The 17,126-nt window shown below is 70.3% G+C and carries 16 protein-coding genes; 7 read left to right on the top strand and 9 right to left on the bottom strand.

The window, feature by feature from the left end; translation table 11 throughout:
* The first annotated feature begins 40 nt into the window (after positions 1 to 40).
* From K6U06_RS08325 to K6U06_RS08310, 4 genes are read left to right on the top strand one after another with little or no spacing between them, the layout of a single operon-like run.
* The gene (locus K6U06_RS08325; protein WP_262321457.1) at positions 41 to 1,327 is read left to right on the top strand and encodes an ABC transporter substrate-binding protein; all 1,287 of its coding nucleotides are present in this window, start codon (positions 41 to 43) and stop codon (positions 1,325 to 1,327) included.
* Positions 1,324 to 2,265: a sugar ABC transporter permease gene (locus tag K6U06_RS08320; RefSeq protein WP_316044701.1), complete on the top strand. Its 942-nt coding sequence runs from the start codon at positions 1,324 to 1,326 to the stop codon at positions 2,263 to 2,265. The genes K6U06_RS08325 and K6U06_RS08320 overlap by 4 nt, the downstream gene beginning before the upstream one ends.
* A gap of 3 nt (positions 2,266 to 2,268) precedes the next feature.
* The gene (locus tag K6U06_RS08315) at positions 2,269 to 3,123 is read left to right on the top strand and encodes a carbohydrate ABC transporter permease (RefSeq protein WP_262321456.1); all 855 of its coding nucleotides are present in this window, start codon (positions 2,269 to 2,271) and stop codon (positions 3,121 to 3,123) included.
* Between the two features lie 20 nt (positions 3,124 to 3,143).
* Positions 3,144 to 4,337: an ABC transporter ATP-binding protein gene (locus tag K6U06_RS08310; protein ID WP_262321455.1), complete on the top strand. Its 1,194-nt coding sequence runs from the start codon at positions 3,144 to 3,146 to the stop codon at positions 4,335 to 4,337.
* A 24-nt stretch (positions 4,338 to 4,361) separates the two neighbouring features.
* Here K6U06_RS08310 and K6U06_RS08305 read toward each other — a convergent pair whose 3' ends face one another.
* The 3 genes from K6U06_RS08305 to K6U06_RS08295 are packed head-to-tail and all read right to left on the bottom strand — an operon-like array spanning position 4,362 to position 7,528.
* Positions 4,362 to 5,207, bottom strand: a complete 846-nt coding sequence (locus K6U06_RS08305; RefSeq protein WP_262321454.1) for a hypothetical protein — start codon at positions 5,205 to 5,207, stop codon at positions 4,362 to 4,364.
* A 3-nt stretch (positions 5,208 to 5,210) separates the two neighbouring features.
* Positions 5,211 to 5,897 carry a metallophosphoesterase gene (locus tag K6U06_RS08300; RefSeq protein WP_262321453.1) on the bottom strand — a complete coding sequence of 229 codons (687 nt, stop codon included), beginning with the start codon at positions 5,895 to 5,897 and terminating at the stop codon, positions 5,211 to 5,213.
* A gap of 44 nt (positions 5,898 to 5,941) precedes the next feature.
* On the bottom strand, positions 5,942 to 7,528 hold the full coding sequence (locus K6U06_RS08295) for an LCP family protein (protein WP_262321452.1): 1,587 nt from the start codon (positions 7,526 to 7,528) through the stop codon (positions 5,942 to 5,944).
* 127 nt (positions 7,529 to 7,655) lie between these two features.
* Here K6U06_RS08295 and K6U06_RS08290 point away from each other — a divergent pair, with 127 nt between their 5' ends.
* Both K6U06_RS08290 and K6U06_RS08285 read left to right on the top strand, forming a co-directional pair.
* A complete protein-coding gene (locus K6U06_RS08290) occupies positions 7,656 to 8,138 on the top strand; it encodes a hypothetical protein (protein ID WP_262321451.1) in 483 nt (160 codons plus the stop codon).
* Positions 8,139 to 8,275: 137 nt separating this feature from the next.
* A complete protein-coding gene (locus tag K6U06_RS08285; protein ID WP_262321450.1) occupies positions 8,276 to 9,373 on the top strand; it encodes a DUF4388 domain-containing protein in 1,098 nt (365 codons plus the stop codon).
* A gap of 17 nt (positions 9,374 to 9,390) precedes the next feature.
* Here K6U06_RS08285 and K6U06_RS08280 read toward each other — a convergent pair whose 3' ends face one another.
* Both K6U06_RS08280 and K6U06_RS08275 read right to left on the bottom strand, forming a co-directional pair.
* Entirely contained in the window at positions 9,391 to 11,046 is a 1,656-nt protein-coding gene (locus K6U06_RS08280; protein ID WP_262321449.1) for an AMP-binding protein, read from the bottom strand.
* A gap of 56 nt (positions 11,047 to 11,102) precedes the next feature.
* Complete coding sequence (locus tag K6U06_RS08275) at positions 11,103 to 12,143, bottom strand: MBL fold metallo-hydrolase (protein WP_262321448.1); 1,041 nt, start codon at positions 12,141 to 12,143, stop codon at positions 11,103 to 11,105.
* 83 nt (positions 12,144 to 12,226) lie between these two features.
* Between K6U06_RS08275 and K6U06_RS08270 the strand changes: the two genes are divergently transcribed.
* The gene (locus K6U06_RS08270) at positions 12,227 to 13,357 is read left to right on the top strand and encodes a hypothetical protein (RefSeq protein ID WP_262321447.1); all 1,131 of its coding nucleotides are present in this window, start codon (positions 12,227 to 12,229) and stop codon (positions 13,355 to 13,357) included.
* A gap of 182 nt (positions 13,358 to 13,539) precedes the next feature.
* Here K6U06_RS08270 and K6U06_RS08265 read toward each other — a convergent pair whose 3' ends face one another.
* From K6U06_RS08265 to K6U06_RS08250, 4 genes are all read right to left on the bottom strand, one after another.
* Positions 13,540 to 14,634 carry an NAD-dependent epimerase/dehydratase family protein gene (locus K6U06_RS08265; RefSeq protein ID WP_262321446.1) on the bottom strand — a complete coding sequence of 365 codons (1,095 nt, stop codon included), beginning with the start codon at positions 14,632 to 14,634 and terminating at the stop codon, positions 13,540 to 13,542.
* 52 nt (positions 14,635 to 14,686) lie between these two features.
* Positions 14,687 to 15,910, bottom strand: coding sequence for an aminotransferase class I/II-fold pyridoxal phosphate-dependent enzyme (locus K6U06_RS08260; RefSeq protein WP_262321445.1), 1,224 nt, complete (start codon positions 15,908 to 15,910; stop codon positions 14,687 to 14,689).
* Positions 15,907 to 16,668 (bottom strand): aspartyl/asparaginyl beta-hydroxylase domain-containing protein, encoded by a 762-nt coding sequence (locus tag K6U06_RS08255; protein WP_262321444.1) that lies wholly within the window; start codon positions 16,666 to 16,668, stop codon positions 15,907 to 15,909. Before K6U06_RS08255 ends, K6U06_RS08260 begins: the two co-directional genes overlap by 4 nt.
* Before the next feature lie 79 nt (positions 16,669 to 16,747).
* Positions 16,748 to 17,083, bottom strand: coding sequence for an STAS domain-containing protein (locus tag K6U06_RS08250; protein ID WP_262321443.1), 336 nt, complete (start codon positions 17,081 to 17,083; stop codon positions 16,748 to 16,750).
* Positions 17,084 to 17,126 lie beyond the last annotated feature (43 nt).

The raw sequence follows: 17,126 nt of genomic DNA, 5'->3' as shown, positions 1-17,126 counted from the left end.
GCGCAGGGTAAAGACACGCCGGAGACCACCGGGGGGTGCGATGACACAGACTGGTTGGACGGCGGGCAGATCCGCCCGGGCGTTGGCCTCCTTGGCGCTGTGCGCGTCGGTGGTGACCGCGTGCGGTTCGGCCAGCGCCGCGGGCCGGCCGGTGGTGCTCAGCTACTACAACGAGCCTGACTCGTCGCCCGCCACCCAGGACGCGGCCAACGCGTGCTCGGCGGCCTCCCACGGTGCGTACCGCATCGTCTACAACAAGCTGCCGAGCGCCGCCGACCTGCAACGCCAGCAGCTGGTGCGCCGGCTCGCGGCCCACGACTCGAGCATCGACATCATGGGCCTGGACGTCACTTGGGAGGCGGAGTTCTCCGAAGCCGGCTGGATCCTTCCCTGGACCGGCTCGGAGGCCCAGCAGGTCGAGGCCGACACGCTCCCCGGCCCGCTGCAGACCGCGATGTGGAACGGAAAGCTGGTGGCGGTGCCCCAGAGCTCCAACACCGAGCTGCTCTGGTACCGGTCGGACCTGGTGCCCAACCCGCCGGCGACGTGGGGGCAGATGATCGCCGACGCGGTGCAACTGGCGAAAGAGGGAAAGCCCCACTACATCGAGATCCAAGGGGCCCAGTACGAGGGGCTCACCGTCTGGTTCAACTCGCTGGTCGCCAGCGCCGGCGGCAGCATCCTCAACGCCAACTCGACGGCTCCGTCGATGGGGGCGCCGGCGCTGAAAGCGATGCAGATCATGAGCCAACTGGCCCACTCCCCCGCCGCCGACCCGTCCCTCTCCGTGCAGCAGGAGGATCAGAACCGTTTGGCGATGGAGGGCGGCACGGCGGCGTTCGAGATCAACTATCCGTTCGTCTATCCGTCGATGAAGTCCGACAACCCGGCCCTTTTCAAGAACTTCAAGTGGACCACCTACCCGCAGGTATCCACCAGCTTGCCGCTGCACTCCACGCTGGGCGGCATCGACTTGACGGTGAGCTCGTACTCCAAGCACGCCGCCCTCGCCCGGCAGGCCGTCTTGTGCCTGCGCGACCCCGCCAACCAGCTCGAGGCGGCGGTCAAGGGCGGCCTGCCGCCGACGCTCACCTCCCTCTACCAGAACCCGGCCCCCGAGTTCGTCGCCATGTACCCGTTCTACAAGGACATCCTCCAGCAGTTGACCACCGCCGCGGTCCGGCCGAAGACCCCCGAGTACCAGGCGGTGTCGATCTACATCTCCCACACGTTGTCGCCTCCCGGCTCCATCTCGCCGGCCTCGAACCTCAGCTCGCTCACCGGGCAGATCCGTGACGCTCTCGACCAGAAGGGGCTGATCCCGTGACCACGACCGTCGACCGGCCGCCGGTGCCCCCCGCCCCCGAACTCGACAGGCGCGACAAGAAGCGGCTCTCGAAAGGCGCCCGGGCCGAGGAGCACCTCGGGTGGCTGCTGTGCCTCCCGGCGGTCATCGTGTTGCTGGCGGTGGCCGGGGCGCCGATGGCCTACGCCATCTACCTCTCCCTGGAACGTTACGACCTGCGTTTCCCCAACCTGCAGAAGTTCATCGGCCTCTCCAACTATGGGACCGTCCTCGGCAACCACTACTGGTGGAGGGCTTTCCTCATCACCGTGATCATCACGGTGGTCTCGGTAGCCATCGAGTTCGTGCTCGGCATGGTGTTCGCGTTGATCATGCACCGCACCCTGGTTGGCAAAGGGCTGGTCCGCACGCTCATCCTCATCCCCTACGGGCTGGTCACCGTGGTCGCGGCGTACGGCTGGCAGTACGCCTGGACGCCCGGCACCGGCTACCTGGCCAACGTGATCACCGGCACCGGTGCTCCCCTGACCCACACCGGGGAGTCGATCGCGGTGATCATCCTGGCGGAAGTGTGGAAGACCACGCCGTTCATGGCGCTGCTGCTGCTGGCGGGCCTGTCGCTGGTCTCCGAGGACCTCCTCAAAGCGGCCCGCATGGACGGCGCCTCCGCGTGGCAGCGCTTCTACAGCATCACGCTGCCGCTCATGAAACCGGCCATCCTCGTGGCGGTGCTGTTCCGCACCCTGGACGCCTTTCGGGTCTTCGACAACATCTACATCCTCACCAAAGGGCAGAACAACACCGGCTCGGTGTCGTTCCTCGCCTACGACAACCTCTTCACCGGTCTCAACCTGGGTCTCGGGTCGACGATCTCGGTGCTCATCTTCGTCACCGTGGCGATCATCGCATTCATCTTCGTCAAACTGTTCGGGGCCGCGGCCCCGGGATCGGACGACTAGGGCATGGCACGCGCAACCGGGACCCGGAGTCGCGACGGGAAACGCTATGCATGGGGCGGCGTCGATCTGGTCGTCGCCATCTGGGTCATCATCCCGCTGCTTTGGATCGTGTCCCTGTCGTTCAAGACGTCGGGCACCATCACCGGCAAAGGCTTCAACCTGATCCCCACTCACTGGACGCTCGGCAACTACCGGACGATCTTCAAGACCTCGGCGTTCCTCGACGCGCTGCGCAACTCGGTCGTGGTGGCCGTCATCGCGACCTTGGTCTCGGTGATCCTGGCCAGCTTCGCGGCCTACGCCATCTCCCGCCTCCGCTTCCGGGGAAAGAAGGTGCTGGTCGGGGCGTCGCTGCTCGTGGCCATGTTCCCCCAGATCTCGCTGGTCACGCCGCTTTTCAACGTGGAGCGCTCCGCCCATCTGTTCAACACCTGGTGGGGTCTGATCATCCCCTACATCGCCTTCTCCCTGCCGCTCGCCATCTACACGCTGTCGGCGTTCTTCCGGGAGATACCCCGCGACCTGGAGCGGGCCGCGCAGATCGACGGCGCCACCCCGACCCAGGCCTTCGTGAGGGTCATCGCTCCGCTCGCCATGCCCGGCATGGTCACGTCGTTCATCCTGGTGTTCCTGTTCTGCTGGAACGATTTCCTCTTCGCCATCTCCTTCACCGCCACGAGTTCTTCGCAGACCGTCCCCGCCGCCATCGCCTTCTTCACCGGCAACTCGTCGTTTGAGAACCCCATCGGCAACATCGCAGCCGCGGCGGTGATCATCACCATCCCCATCCTGTTCTTCGTGCTGTTCTTCCAGCGCCGCATCGTCGCCGGCCTCACCTCCGGCGCTGTGAAGGGCTGAGGAGACAGAAAGGACCCTCCATGGCCGCCATCACCCTCGACCACGTCACCAAGCAGTACGCCGACGGCGCGCTGGCCGTGCGTGACCTCAGCTTGCAGATCGAGGACGGCGAGTTCTGCATCCTCGTCGGGCCCTCCGGATGCGGGAAGTCCACGACTTTGAACATGATCGCCGGCCTCGAGGACATCACCTCCGGGGAGCTGATCATCGACGGGACCGTGGTCAACGACCGGGCGCCTAAGGATCGCGACATCGCGATGGTCTTCCAGAACTACGCCCTGTACCCGCACATGACCGTCCGGCAGAACATGGCGTTCGCGTTGAAGCTGGCCAAGACGCCAAAAGCCGAGATCGACAAGAAGGTCGAGGAGGCCGCCCGCATCCTCGACCTGACCCCGCACCTCGACCGCAAACCGGCCAACTTGTCAGGCGGTCAGCGCCAGCGGGTCGCGATGGGGCGGGCGATCGTCCGCAGCCCCAAGGCGTTCTTGATGGACGAGCCGCTGTCCAACCTCGACGCCAAGCTGAGGGTCCAGATGCGCACCGAGGTGTCGCGCCTCCAAAAGCGGTTGCATGTGACCACGGTCTATGTGACCCACGACCAGACCGAGGCGCTCACCCTCGGCGATCGGGTGGCGGTCATGCGCGGCGGCGTCCTGCAGCAGTACGGATCCCCCCAGCGGCTCTACGACCATCCCGACAACCTGTTCGTGGCCGGATTCATCGGCTCGCCGGCGATGAACTTCGTCGAGGCCGAACTGGCCGAAAGCACCGTCCGCTCCCCCTTCGGCGACATAGCCCTCTCGGACCGTCAGCGCCGCGCGGTGGAGTCGTCGGGCGCGGAACGGAAGGTGATCCTAGGCATCCGTCCCGAGAACTTCGAGGACGCGGCGCTCGTCGGCGAGCACGAGCGCGACCACGGGATGGTGTTCAACGCCGGGATCGACGTCATCGAGTCGCTCGGCTCGGACGTCTTCGCCCACTTCACCCTGGAGGGTGGCCGGGCCAGCTCATCGGAGCTCGACGAGCTCGCCGCCGACTCCGGCAGCGTCGACACCCTCGCCGGTGGACGCGAGGTCGTCGCCCGTCTCGACGCCACCTCACGGGTGAAGGAGGAGGAGCAGGCGTCCCTCTGGGTCGACACCTCCAAGATCCATCTCTTCGACCCTGACACCGGGCTGGCGCTGCTGGCGGTCACCGCCGAGGACACCTGAGGCGCCGGCCGCCCTGATCGACGCTCAGGTGAGCAGCTCGGCGCGTAGCTTGGCGATGACCTCGTCGTTCCAATCATGGGTGCGCATGAGCCGGTAGCGCTCGGCCGCGATGGTCAGGTAGGTCTCGACCTCGGTGCGGTCCTCGATGAGATCCGCGGCGCGCAGCATGCGCACGACCCGCCGATACTCGTCGTCGTACCAGCGCAGCGCCACCTCGGAGCGGCTGAGCAGCCGGCGCTCGGATTGCAGCAGCCGGAACCCCCACGCCTCGACCGTCTCCGCCAGCTCGCACCAGCTCCACGGGTCGTCGACCACCAGCGTCGCCTGGATCCCCGCCGGCAGCGGGACCCGCTCGCGAAACAGCCGCTCGTAGTCCTTCATGACCAGGTCGGCCCGCACCTGCATGTCGCCGGCCGGGACCCGAGTGCGGATCTCGGTCACGTCGGCCTCGATGGTCTTGGAGCCGAGGGCCCGGGCCACCGACACCCGGTGGTGCCCGTCGCGCACGAAGTACACGTCGCCGACCTGGTACAGCGAGATCGGCGGGATCGGCTCGCCCCGGCGTTGGGCGGCGGCGATCCGCTCCCAGCGCTCGCGGGAGCGTCCCGACGTCGGGCGCCACGTCCGGTCGAAGTCCCGGGGCCGGTCGACGCTGCCGACGACCGCGTCGAGGGCCACCACCCGGTGCCCGACGTGGTGCTCGCCGATCACGCCGAGCGCGGAGACCACCTCGTCGTAGGGCAGCACCACGCCGACGTCGTCGGGTTCGCGCCGCAGCCGCCGCCCCAGGTGGGCCAGCACCTGCCGGCGCCGCACCCGCTGGAAGTCGTCGCCGGCGTCGACCCCGGGGAACCCGGTGCTGCGGCGCACGGGTCAGCGCCCTTCCACCGGGGCCGGCCGGGTGGCGGGGTCGGCGGCGGGGACCTGAAGGATCCTGGAGCCGAAGACGTTGACCACCCGGGTCGCGCCGATCCAGTGGTCGCCGCCGCCGGGAGCCGGCGCCACGTGGCCGTGCAGCAGCAGCCGGGGCCGTAACGCCCTGGCCAGGTGGTGCAGCGCGTCGAAACCGACGTGGGGCGCGTCGTCCCCGTCGCCGAGCCCGCGGGGGGCGGCGTGAGCGAGCACCAAGTCGACCGGCTGCCGGCGCAGGTGACCCCATCGGGCCCGGCGCACCAGCCGGCGGCCGCGGCGGCGCTGCTGGGCCTGCGTGTACTGGTTGGGCCCGTCCCGGTAGCGCAAGCAGCCGCCGAGGCCGGCGATACGCAGCCCGCAGGACTCTACGACGCGCCCGTCGGCGTTGACCGCTCCCGCCGGCCACGGAGGGAAGGTGACGAACCCGGCCCTGACGACCAGCCCGGACCGGGTGGGCCGGTAGCCGGACACGTCCGGGTCGTGGTTTCCCGGGACGAAGACCACCGGGGCCCCGGTGGCCTCGCCGAGCCAGCCGAGCAGATCGAAGTCCACGTCGCCGCACCCAACGACCAGATCGGCGACCAGCGGCGGCCCGCCCCCGGTCCAAAGCCGGTCGGCAGCCTCGTCGGAGACGGCCAGGACCCTCACACCTGAACGCTACCCCCGAAGCTCAACTGCCGGTCGGGGCCTGCTCAGTCGCAGCTCGGCGCGCCCGTCGCTGGGGACCCCGGCAGGGCGTAGGTGGTGGTCGTGGTGGCCGGCACCGTGGTGCTGGTGGTGGTCGTGGTAGCGCCGGTACGGGCGGACCCGGCCGGGACGACACCGCTGTAGGACTGGCCGGTGATCAGGTCCAGGGAGGTGCCCAGACCGCTGACCTGCTCCAAGGTGGCGCCCCCGCCGATCCGGGCCTGAAGGGTCGCGGCGGCGGCCTGCTCGCCCGGGCTGTATTGGATGATCGTCGAGGGATGGTTGTAGGAGGAGGCGGTGCCGACGCTCAACACGTCGAAACCAGCGCTGCGCAGTGCACTGGCTGCCGCGCCGGCCTGCCCGCTCACCCCCGACCCGTTGTACACGTGCACGGCCACCGACGACGCCGCCACCGTGGTGGGGGGCAGCGTGGAGGTCGTGGTCGACCCGAGGACCGGCAGGGTGGAGGGAGGCGTCGTCGTCGGGGTCTCCCCGAAGCTGAGGAACTGCTGGATGACGGCCTTGTCCTGCTGGGTTTGGGGCATCAAGACGTCGTTGGGGCCCGGCAGCGTCTCAGGATAGGTAGGGAGGGTCACACCCTGGATCGAGGCCGGGTTGACCGAGCGGAAGGTCTGCGCCAAGTTGAGCATCGCGGTCACCGAAAAAGAGTCGTCGACGGTGAGGTTCTTGGTGATCCCGCCGATGATCGCGTTGAGGGTCAGCGGGTTTCCCAAACCGGTGCGCTCCGCTTTGCCCACCATCTTGCGGATGAACAGCTGCTGGCGCTGGATGCGAGCGAGGTCGCTCTCCCCCTCCTGATGCCAGGACCCGTCGAGGTAGTACTGGTACATCCGGCTGCGGACGAAGGCCAACGCCTCGTCGCCGACGAGGGAAACGCACCCGGCGGCGGGGATCTTGAAGTTGGTCTCCTCCGCGTCGCGCACCGGCGTCGGGAAGTACACGCTGACACCGCCGATGGCGTTGGAGATGTCCTTGAACGACTGGAAGTCGATGTCCACGTAGTGGTTTACGTCGATGCCGAGTTGGGACTGGATGGTGCTGATCAGCAGATCGGGGCTGACGCCCAGCGCGGCGTTGATCTTCTGGTGCCCGAGACCCGCTATCGGCAGCCACAGGTCGCGAGGGATCGACAGCATCTCGATCTGCTTGGTCGCCGGCACCAGCCGGACCAAGATGATCGTGTCCGAGCGGGCGCCGCTGACCTGCGTCGCGGACCCGTACTGGCCCGCCGACGCGGTGCCTTTAAGCGCGGCGCGGCTGTCGCTGCCGACGAGCAGGATCGTCTCCGGGGGCCCGGCCGACGACTTGGCCGTCGCCACCTTGGTGCTCTGGCTGTCGTGGCCCACGGCGGTCAGCGAGTGGATGTGCACCCGGCGGATCTCGTGCAGGCGCCATTCGGCGTACCCGAACGCGGACCCGGCCAGGACCAGGGAGGTGGCCACGACGATGTTGACGCCGAGCAGGACCTTGCGTCCGGTGGTGCGGGCCGGGGCCTTCTTCTTCGTGTGCCGAGCCCGGTATCGGCCGAAACGACCGGCACCCGGATCGTGCGGGTCGACGGGCTTATTCACCCCCGCACCATGTTGCTGTCACCAATGCCGTCTGCTCGCCACGATGCGCAGACGCTAGTCGGCTCCATTCCCGTGGAGATGGCACCCCGTCCCACTGCCAGATGGGTGGATCGGCGAGACTCGGCGGGTGCCCGCCGGACCGACCGCCCTCGCCGCTGCCCTGCTCGCCGTGGCCCTGGCCGCCGGCGGATGCGGCACCTCGACGGGGTCGGGGACCCCCGGCACGGCCACCACCGCGGCCGCCCCCACCACCGCGGCGGCCCCCACGACCAGCGAGGCACCCCCGACTACCAGCGCGGCGACGACCACGACGGTGTTCGCCCCGGTCGCTCCCCAGACCACTCCGGCCGCAGCGGCAGCAGCGCTGGTCTATGAGTGGGTTCAGGGCGACCGGGCCCGAGCCGGGACCGTCGCCGCCCCCTCCGCTGTCGCCGGCCTCTTCGCCGTCCCGTCGAAGGATCTGCAGTTCCGTGGCTGCAGTGACGGCAACCCGCCGGTCACCTGCACCTACGCTGACCGCTCCAGCGCGACCGGCGGTCTCTACGAGCTCAACGCCGTACCCGCGCCGAGCGGGGGATGGTATGTCGCTTCCGTCCAGATCGAGCAGTAGCGCGGTCCGGTCAGGCCGGGAGGCCCAAGTCCCCTCGCCGAGACCGCGGTGAGTCGCCCCGACGGAGCCGGGCGAGTGGCCGATGACCGCCCGGGTACGCCCCGCGGCGGGGGCTCGGCTGGCAAGATGGTGGGGCAATGCCGCTCCAGGGAACCTTCGATGTCCTCGATTTCTCCGAGGTCCTTCGCCTTCTCGCTCGCCAGCAGCTGACCGGCCGGCTCCACGTCAGGAGCCGATCGTTCGCGGCGAACCTCTTCCTCGAAGAGGGCTCGCTGGTGGGCGCCGACCAGTCGGAGCATCAGGCCGCAGCAGCCAGCGGTGATGTCCGCGGCCGGCTCGAGGAGATCTGCTTCGAGATGCTCGACGCGGAGCGGGGCGGCTTCGAGTTCCAGCCCGGCCGGCCCAGCTCGCTGCCCTCGACCACCAGGCTGCGGGTGGACACCGTCTTGTCCCGGGCCCGTAAGCGCCTGCAGGAGTGGCAGGAGCTCCAAGAGCTCATTCCATCGCTCGATCTCCAACCACACCTGGTCGATGACCTGTCTGCTTCCCAGGTCACCATCGACCAGGAGCGTTGGCGGATGCTGACCGTGGTCGACGGCCGCCGGAGCCTGCGGGCCATCAGCCGGACCCTGAACATGTCCGACTTCGACGTGTGCCGGGTCATGAAGTCTCTCCTCGAGGAGGGGATAGTAGAGCTTGACCCCAGGGCGATCGCCCTGGCCTCGGCGGCCAAGGACGCCATCGCGCCGCCGGTCGCGGCGATCGACTCACCGGCGGTCCACGAGGTGGTGCGCGTCACCACCGACGGCGGTGCCGAAGCCGGCCCGGCCGGGTCGCCGGAAGGGCGACCCAAGGGCGGTTCGCGCGCCAGGCCGACCCCGACGCCGTCCGTGAAGCCGGTAGCGCCGCCCTCGCCAGTCCCGGCCACCGCCGCCGGCGGCCCTGACGATCGGGTCGACCCGGAGGAAGACGGGCCCGGTCCGATCGACGCCGCGGACGGCAGCGGGTCGGGGGCGGTGACGACCGAGAGTGGTCCCGTCGCCGGCGCCGGAGTTCCCGCCGCCGGTGACCCTGCCGCCATCGACGTCGGCGTCGAGGCTGCTGGCGGTCCCGCCCGCGGCGGGGACGTCGGACCCGGCGGCGGTGACACCGACCGCAACGCTGACCCCGGCAAGGGCCGACGCCGACGGGTCGTGCGGATCCGCAGCCGCACGAGCCGCGACGGCGAGGGCTGAGCCCGCAGGCCGCCCGGTCAGCCGGCCGAGGCCGGCACCCCGAGCTCGGCCATGGCGGCGGTCCGAAGACCCCGGTAGTCGACCTTGCCGTTGGCGGCGCGCCCGATCGAGCCGACCGTGACCACGTGGCGGGGGCTTTTGTAATCCGCCAGCGTCTCGCGCACCCAAGCCACCAGCTCGTCGCCGGGCGGAGGCGGGGTGCCGTCGGCGGCCGGTCGCCACTCGACCATCGCCACCACCACCTCGTTGAACCGCGGGTCGGGGACTCCGACCACCACCGCGTCGGCCACCGCCGGGTGACGCTTGAGCGCCTCCTCGACCTCCTCCGGAAACACCTTTTCCCCGCCGGTGTTGATGCACACCGACCCTCGGCCCAAGAGCCGGACGGTGCCGTCGGCCTCGATCGTCGCCCAGTCGCCGGGGATGCTCCACCGCTCCCCGTCGATGATCCGGTAGGTCGCGGCGGTCTTGGCTTCGTCTTTGTAGTAGCCGATCGAGCCTCGGCCCCGTAGGGCCACCAGGCCCATCTCGCCGGACCCAGGTCGCACGTCGCTCCCGTCGGGGGCGACGACGCGGGTCTGCTCGCTCAGGCGGAACCCGGCGGTCGAGGGCGCGCCGTCGGTCGACGACCGCGAAGACGCCATACCGATCGCCTCCGACGATCCGAGCGTGTCGACCAGCATCAGCCCCGGGTGGTGGCGCAGTAAACCGGCCCTTACCTCGGCGGACCACATGACCCCTGAGCTGAGGACCAGCCACAGCGACGAAAGGTCCCAGCGGCCCGGGTCAGCGTCGAGCGCGTCGAGGAGGGGGCGGGCAAACGCGTCGCCCACGATGACCAGTTCGGTCACCCGCTCCCGCTCGATGGTGTCGAGCACCTCGGTCGGGGAGAACTTGTGCCCGGGCGGCATCGCCAGGGCGCCGCCCGACGCCAGCGCGGTTATGGCCGAGAACATGCCGGTGCCGTGCATGAGGGGCGGCCCGGGAAGCAAGCGGGGCGGGGTCCGCTTGGGGGGCGCGGCCAGCAGACCGGCGACGTCGTCGATCGTGCCGTCCTCGGGGTAGCGCAACGTCGCGGTCCGGTTGAGGATCGCCCACAGGTCGTCCTGGCGCCACATGACGCCCTTGGGCATGCCGGTGGTTCCCCCGGTGTAGATCAGGATCAGATCGTCGCCGCTGCGGCCCCACGGTCCCTGCACCTGGCGGGGTCCCCCGCCGGTGGCGAGCGCTTCGTAGGAGCGGGCCCACTCCGGCACGGCCGTCTCCGGGGCGGCGCCGTCGACGACCAGCCACAGCTTCACTCGCGGCAGCCGGGCCCGTACCTCCTCCACCCGGCCGACGAAGGCCCGGTCGAAGACCACGGCCTCGACATCGGCGTTGTCCCACAGGTAGACCAGCTCGTCGGCGGTGTAGCGGTAGTTGGTGTTGACCGGGACCATCCCGGCCTTCATCGCCGCGAAGAACGATTCGATGTACTCGGGGCAGTTGTAGAGGTACTGAGCCACCTTGGCTTGATGCCCGAGGCCGGCGTCGAGCAGCGCGGCTGCGATCCCGTCGGCGCGCCGGTCGAGTTCCGCCCATGTCAATCGGCGTGGCCCCTGCACCAGCGCCTCGGCGTCGGGACGGGTCCGGGCGACGGTCTCCCAGGTGTCCGCGTAGTTCCAGTCGGTCATGAGCCGGAGCCTACCGAGGGCGCCGCCAGGTCCTCCGCTCCGGCGTCACGCGACCTCTAGCGTTCGATGATCTGCCAGTGGGACGGCTCACCGATCTGCTCCCTGAGCACCCCCCTGACCTCCAGCGCCCGAAGGTGGGCCAGCGTCTCGCCGACCGCGGCCCGCCGCATGAACCCGGTGATCTGCTCCCACGGCCGCGACCAAGTGAAGCGCCCGGCGATGTCCCACGCGGTGTCGATCCCGTCGGCGATGGCACCCAGCGCCTCCTCGAAACGCTCCTCGTGGTGGGCTTTGAGCGCGGCGACCCGCGCCGGCAGGTCCCGGAACCGGTGCTCGTGGGCGGGAAGGACCTCGTCGGTCAGCAGCTCGTTGACCCGATCGAGAGACCGGAGGAACGCCCCGAGCGGGTCAGGCCCGGCTTGGGGGTGGTAGGAGATGTTCGGGGTGATACGGGGCAGCACGTGATCACCCGAGAGCAGCAAGCGGTGGCCGGGCTCGTAGAAGCACAAGTGCCCCGGCGAGTGGCCCGGCGTCCAAAGCGCCTGGAGGTCCCATCCCGGCACCTCGGGTTTGTCGCCGTCCTCGATCAGGCGGTCCGGGCGCCCCGGTGCGACCCGCGAGATCATCGGCACCGACGCGGCGGTGAGCCCTTCGATCTCGTCGGCGGGCGCTCCGTTGCGCCGCAGCATGGCGTTCACCGCCGCCATCAGGCCGGTCGTGTCCTCGTAGCGCTGCTCGAGGAGGGCCGCGTCGGCGGGGTGGAGGGCCACCCACGCACCCGACGCCTCCCGGACCCTCGGCGCGAGGCCGTAGTGATCAGGATGGATGTGGGTTACGAGGACCCCTTGGACATCGCCGATGTCGAACCCGGCGGCGGCCAGCCCCTGCACGAGGGTCTGCCAGGCGTCGTCGGTGTTCCACCCGGCATCGACGATGTAGGGACCCTTGGCGGACTCGAACGCGTAGACCAGCACGTAACGCAACGGGTTGTCCGGGATGGGAACCGGAATGCTCCATAGACCGGGACGGACCTCCTCCACCGGAGGGAGCGGCTGGGACTGGTCGGCCCGCCCGGACAACGACTGGCTGCTCGGCATCGTCCCAGCTTGCCAGCCCGGCGCTCGCAGGTGGCGACTACGTTCGACCGGATGGCTGGCGCTTGGACGAGACGGCTCCCGACGTGACGACCGGAATCGAGATCCGCCCGGTCCGGCACCTGCCTGGCCGGCGGGTCTTCGTGGCCGTGCCGTTCCGGATCCACGGGGGCGACCCGGGGTGGGTGCCGCCGTTGCGCCTCAGCGTCTACGACCGCATCTCGCCCCGCCATCCGGCGATGGCCCACCAGGAGGTGGCGCTGTGGGTGGCCTACCGTCACGGTCGGCCGGTGGGGCGCATCGCCGCGTGCATCGACCGGGCATTCGACGAGTACCAGGGCGTCAAGTGGGGGTGGGTCGGCTTCTACGACACCTTCGACGACCCCGAAGTCGCCGGCCGGCTCTTCGACACCGCCTGCGGGTGGGCCCGTGACCGCGGCGCCGAGACGTGCGTCGGCCCGGCGAACTTCACCACCAACGACGAGCTCGGCTTGATGGTCGAGGGCTTCGACGAGCCGCCGGCGATACTCACCCTCCAGAATCCTCGGTACTACGAGAAGCTGTGGACCGACGCCGGCTGGGAACCGGCGATGGACCTGTGGGGCTGGCACTTCGAAAAGGTCTCGACCGCCTTATCGGACCGGCAGCGCCGGACGCTGGAGCGGATCCGCGAGCGTTCCGGGGTCAAGGTCCGAAGCATCGACATGGACGACTTCGACAACGAGGTCGGCCGGTTCTTCGACGTGTACAACGCCGCGTGGCAGCACAACTGGGGGTTCGCCCCGATGCCCGAGCCCGAGGTCCGACACCTGGCCAAGCAGCTGAAGTCGATCATCAACCCCAACTGGGCCTTTGGCGCGGAGGCGCCCGACGGGACCGTCGTGGCGGTGTGCCTGGCCCTGCCCGACTTGAACCGGTTGATGCTCAACGTTCGAAGCGGCCGCCTGGCGCCCTTCGGCTGGGTGCCTCTGCTCAGAGGCCGCCGGCGGATGTCCCACGCCAGGGTCTGGGCCCTCGGGATCCGCCCAGAACACCAGAACCTGGCGCTGGGACCGCTTCTCTACCAGGAGATCGTCGATCGCCTGGCCGCCGACCCCCACATCCGCAGCGCGGAAGGGGGCTGGACGCTGGCCACCAACACCCGGATCAACGCTCAGCTGGAAGCGATGGGAGCGACAAGGTCCCGGGTGTGGAGGCTCTACCAGCGGAAGGTCTGACCCGGAGGTCCGGGGGGTGCGGGCCGGCCGCGGGAGGAGGGCCGGCCGCGCAGCGGGAACGGCAGGACCGGCCAAAACCGCGCCTGGCGCGGTTTGTGCTCTGGAGAGCACCAAATCGCGCCAGGGCGCGATTTGGAGCGCGATTTGGAGCGCGATTGGGGCGACTTACCGGAAGATCGTCCTCACTCGGCGCGACGCGCAAAGCGCGGCCGCGGCCCGTCGGGCCGGGCCGCTCCGCGGCGGGAGGCGCCCAGCGCCTCGGCGAGCACGGCCGCGGAGGTTCGCGTCGGTGCCCATCCGAGCAGCTCGCCGGCGCGTGCGCTGTCGAGGGCTAGCGGACCGCCGAGCAGCGCGGCCCGGTCAGCCCCGAAGGGCAGCAGTCGGGCCCTGCGGCCGGCCTCGGACGCGGCGAGCAACAGCCGGCGGGACACGGTGAGGACCCGACCTCCTGACACCGCGGCGATGTCGGACGCCGACAGCCAGTCAGTGGTTGCCGCGTTGAGCACCAGCCCCGAGCCACCAGCCAGCCCCACCCCGCCGCCACCCAACCCTGGCCCGCCGCCACCCAACCCTGGCCCGCCGCCACCCAACACCGCCCGGCCGGCGGCCAGCAGCGCCTCCACCGCGTCCTGCTCGTCGAGGAACTGCACCGCCTGCGCGACGCCCCTCACCGCCGGCACCGCCATGCGGTACCCGGCGACAGAACGAGCCACCGCGGCGTCGGCGTGCGGGCCGAGCACCGCCGCGAGGCGCACCACCACGGTGGGGGCGGCGTCCAAGCAGCGGGTCTCGGCGCCCAGCTTGTGCTGGGCGTAGGGCACCTCAGGGTTGGGCCGCGGCGGATCCTGTTCGCGAAGCGGCACAGGGTTGGCAGGCCACGCGCCGTAGACCGCGGCAGACGAGGCTAGGACGACCGCGCCGGGCCTGGCGGCGAGGACGTTGTCGGTGCCGCGGAGGTTGGCTTCGGCCATCTCAGCCGGAGCACCGGCGGACCAGAGCTGGAAGCCCAGGTGGAAGCAGATGTCGACGCGCTCGAGCGCCCGGCGGGCCTCGGGGGCCCGCAGATCCGCCCTGACGTGGGTGACCCGGCGCCGGTCGGCGCCGCCCGCGGCGGAGACCGCATCCGGGCCGCCACCGGAGAGAGGGTCACCGAGCGGCCCGGCGCCGAGGGGGCGGCGGGCGACGCTGACGACCGACTCCACCTCGGGCCACCCGAGGAGGCGTTGCAGGAGCAGCGACCCCAGGTGGCCGGTCCCGCCGGTGAGCCCGACTCTCACGTCCGGCACCGAGCGGTTCGGCCCGAGCGGTCCTGACGGCTCCGAGCGAGGATCAGCGGCCGGCCTTGACCGCGGCGAACGCGTCCAGCGCCCGGTCGATGTCCTCTTCGGTGTGGGTGGCCATCACCGAGGTGCGCAGCACCGAGCGGGGGACCGCCGGCGGGATGGCGCAGTTGGTGTACACGCCGTGCTCGAGCAGCGACTTCCAGAGCAGGCCGGCCTCCCACACCTCCTCCACGTGGACCGCGACGATCGCCGACTCCACCGGCGGGCCGACGTCGTAGCCGAGCTCGTCGAGGCCCCGCCGCAGCTGGCGGGCCCTCGCCGCCACCGACTCGCGGCGCCAGTCCTCGCGGCGGGCGATGCGCACCGCGGCGAGGGCCGCGGCGAGCGCCGCAGGAACGCCGGCTGCCGTGAACAGCAGCGGGCGGCAGGTGATCTTGAGGAAGTCGATGACCGCGGCCGGGCCGGCGATGAAGCCCCCGCAGCTGGCCAGCGACTTGGAGAAGGTCCCCATGAACAGGTCCGGCTTGACTCCGGTCGCGGCGGCCGTCCCGGCGCCGCCCGGGCCGACCACACCGAGGGAGTGGGCTTCGTCGACGAGCAGGCGGGCGCCGTACTCCCGGCACAAGGCTGCCACCTCCGGGATCGGCGCCCAGTCGCCTTCCATCGAGTAGATCCCGTCGATGGCGACCAGCAGCCCACCGGAGTCGGGCTGCTCCCGCCAGGACCGCAACGTCCGGCGCAGGCTATTGGGCCGGTTGTGCCGGAACGCCCGCAGCGCCCCCTCGGCGAAACGGGCGCCGTCTACCAGGCTGGCGTGAGCCGCCGAGTCGAGCACCGCGGCGTCCCCCGGCCCGACGAGCGCTGAGAGGAGACCCAGGTTGGCGGTGTAACCGGTGGTGAAGACCAGAGCCGCCTCGGCGCCGACCCAGTCGGCCAGTTCAGCTTCCAGCTCGCGATGCAGCGACAGGGTGCCGTTGAGCAGGCGGCTGCCGGTAACGCCGGTGCCGAACTTGCCGACCGCGTCGGTGGCGGCGCGCCGCACCCGCTCGTCGGTGGTCAGACCCAGGTAGTTGTTGGAGCCGAGCATGACCATCCGCCGCCCGTCGAGGGTGACCGACGGGCCTACTTCCCCGTCGAGCTCCCGGTAGAACGGCAGGAGGCCCTCCTGTTCGGCCCGGCGCCAGTCGTCGAGCCTCGGGTCGGCCACTTTGGCGAAAAGGTCCCCGTCGGCTTTGACCGGCTCGCCGAGGGCCAAGTCCTGCTCGCTCACCGACCAGCCCCGCCGCGCAGGGTCTCGAAGCGTCGCTCCCACGCCTCGTGGCGGTTGCGGGCATCAGAGATGTACGGCGAGCGGCCGATGGCGGCGATCAGCGCCCGGTTGATCTGCTGGGCCGGGGGCCGCAACGGCCGGAGGACGTCGACGAACAGGACGACGCGCACCCCGTCGGTGTCGTTCCACGCGTGGTGGTCGTAGCCGTCGTCGAAGAGCAGGCTGCGGCCTTCCTCCCAATGCGCCACCTCGCCACCGACGCTTATCCCGCACTTCTCGGCGGGGTCGGGGACCTGCAGGGCGAGGTGGTAGCGCAGCACGCCACGCCACGGTCCCCGGTGTTCGGGGATCCGCTTGTGAGGCGCCAGGATCGAGAAGAACGCGGTGGTCACGCCGGGGATGGCATCGATGAGCGCCGCGGTCTGCGGGCAACGAGCGCAGTTGGCGTCGGAACGGAACCCGTAGCCGAGGAAGAAGAACGTCTTCCAGCCATCGTCGTCGGTGATCGACGCCTGGTCGACGGAGATGTCCTGGAAGTTGGGGAGCTGGTCCCGGTAGCCGAGAACGTCGTCCAGCTCCGCTCGGATGGTCTTCCACTCGGCCTCCAACCCGGCGACCCAGCCGAACGTCGCCGGGTCCAGGAAGGGCGTCGTCGGGACCTCGGAGCTGCGCAGCACGACCCGCTCGAAGCCGTGAAGGGCCCGCGCCCCGACCTGATTTCCGAGCTCGAACGCCCGGTCGCGGAGGGTGGCGGCCATATCGAGTTAGAAGGGTACTGCCTCCGCCTTACTCTCCAGTGCTACCCCACTCTCCAGTGCTACCCCGTTCCGGGCCGGGTCAGCGTTCGACGACGAAGGCGGCGGCCAGGCCGGTCATCTCCAGCACCCGCTGAAGGGACGGCGTCGGCGCCCGCAAGCTCAGCTGGCGACCGGCGGCGTCGAAGCGCTTGAGCGCCCCGACGAGCACCCCCAGGCCGCTCGAGTCGATGAACCCGAGGCCGGACAGGTCGACGACCGCGTCGCTGCCCTCGTCCAGCTGCTCAGCGAGAACGGCCCGCAGGCGGGCCGCGCTGGCGGCGTCGAGGTCGCCGCTGATACGGCACACGACCCGCCCTGGTTCGGTCTCGACGGAAATACGCAACAGCTCCATCGAAGACCCCGCACTCTTCTTCACACAGGCGTCGTACCCGCCCGGAATGTCCGATAACCGGAATGGC

Origin of the sequence: Acidiferrimicrobium sp. IK, from assembly GCF_025499425.1 — a bacterium.
In the GTDB taxonomy this organism is placed as follows: domain Bacteria; phylum Actinomycetota; class Acidimicrobiia; order Acidimicrobiales; family Palsa-688; genus Acidiferrimicrobium.
The sequence above is the reverse complement of the archived record's forward strand: the minus strand, read 5'-3'. Positions and strand labels throughout refer to the sequence as shown.

Coding starts and splice junctions, on each gene's coding strand:
- K6U06_RS08255 (WP_262321444.1), bottom strand. CDS start 16,668: ATGGCCGCCACCCTCCGCGACCGGGCGTTCGAGCTCGGAAATCAGGTC.
- K6U06_RS08325 (WP_262321457.1), top strand. CDS start 41: ATGACACAGACTGGTTGGACGGCGGGCAGATCCGCCCGGGCGTTGGCC.
- K6U06_RS08310 (WP_262321455.1), top strand. CDS start 3,144: ATGGCCGCCATCACCCTCGACCACGTCACCAAGCAGTACGCCGACGGC.
- K6U06_RS08280 (WP_262321449.1), bottom strand. CDS start 11,046: ATGACCGACTGGAACTACGCGGACACCTGGGAGACCGTCGCCCGGACC.
- K6U06_RS08275 (WP_262321448.1), bottom strand. CDS start 12,143: ATGCCGAGCAGCCAGTCGTTGTCCGGGCGGGCCGACCAGTCCCAGCCG.
- K6U06_RS08315 (WP_262321456.1), top strand. CDS start 2,269: ATGGCACGCGCAACCGGGACCCGGAGTCGCGACGGGAAACGCTATGCA.
- K6U06_RS08285 (WP_262321450.1), top strand. CDS start 8,276: ATGCCGCTCCAGGGAACCTTCGATGTCCTCGATTTCTCCGAGGTCCTT.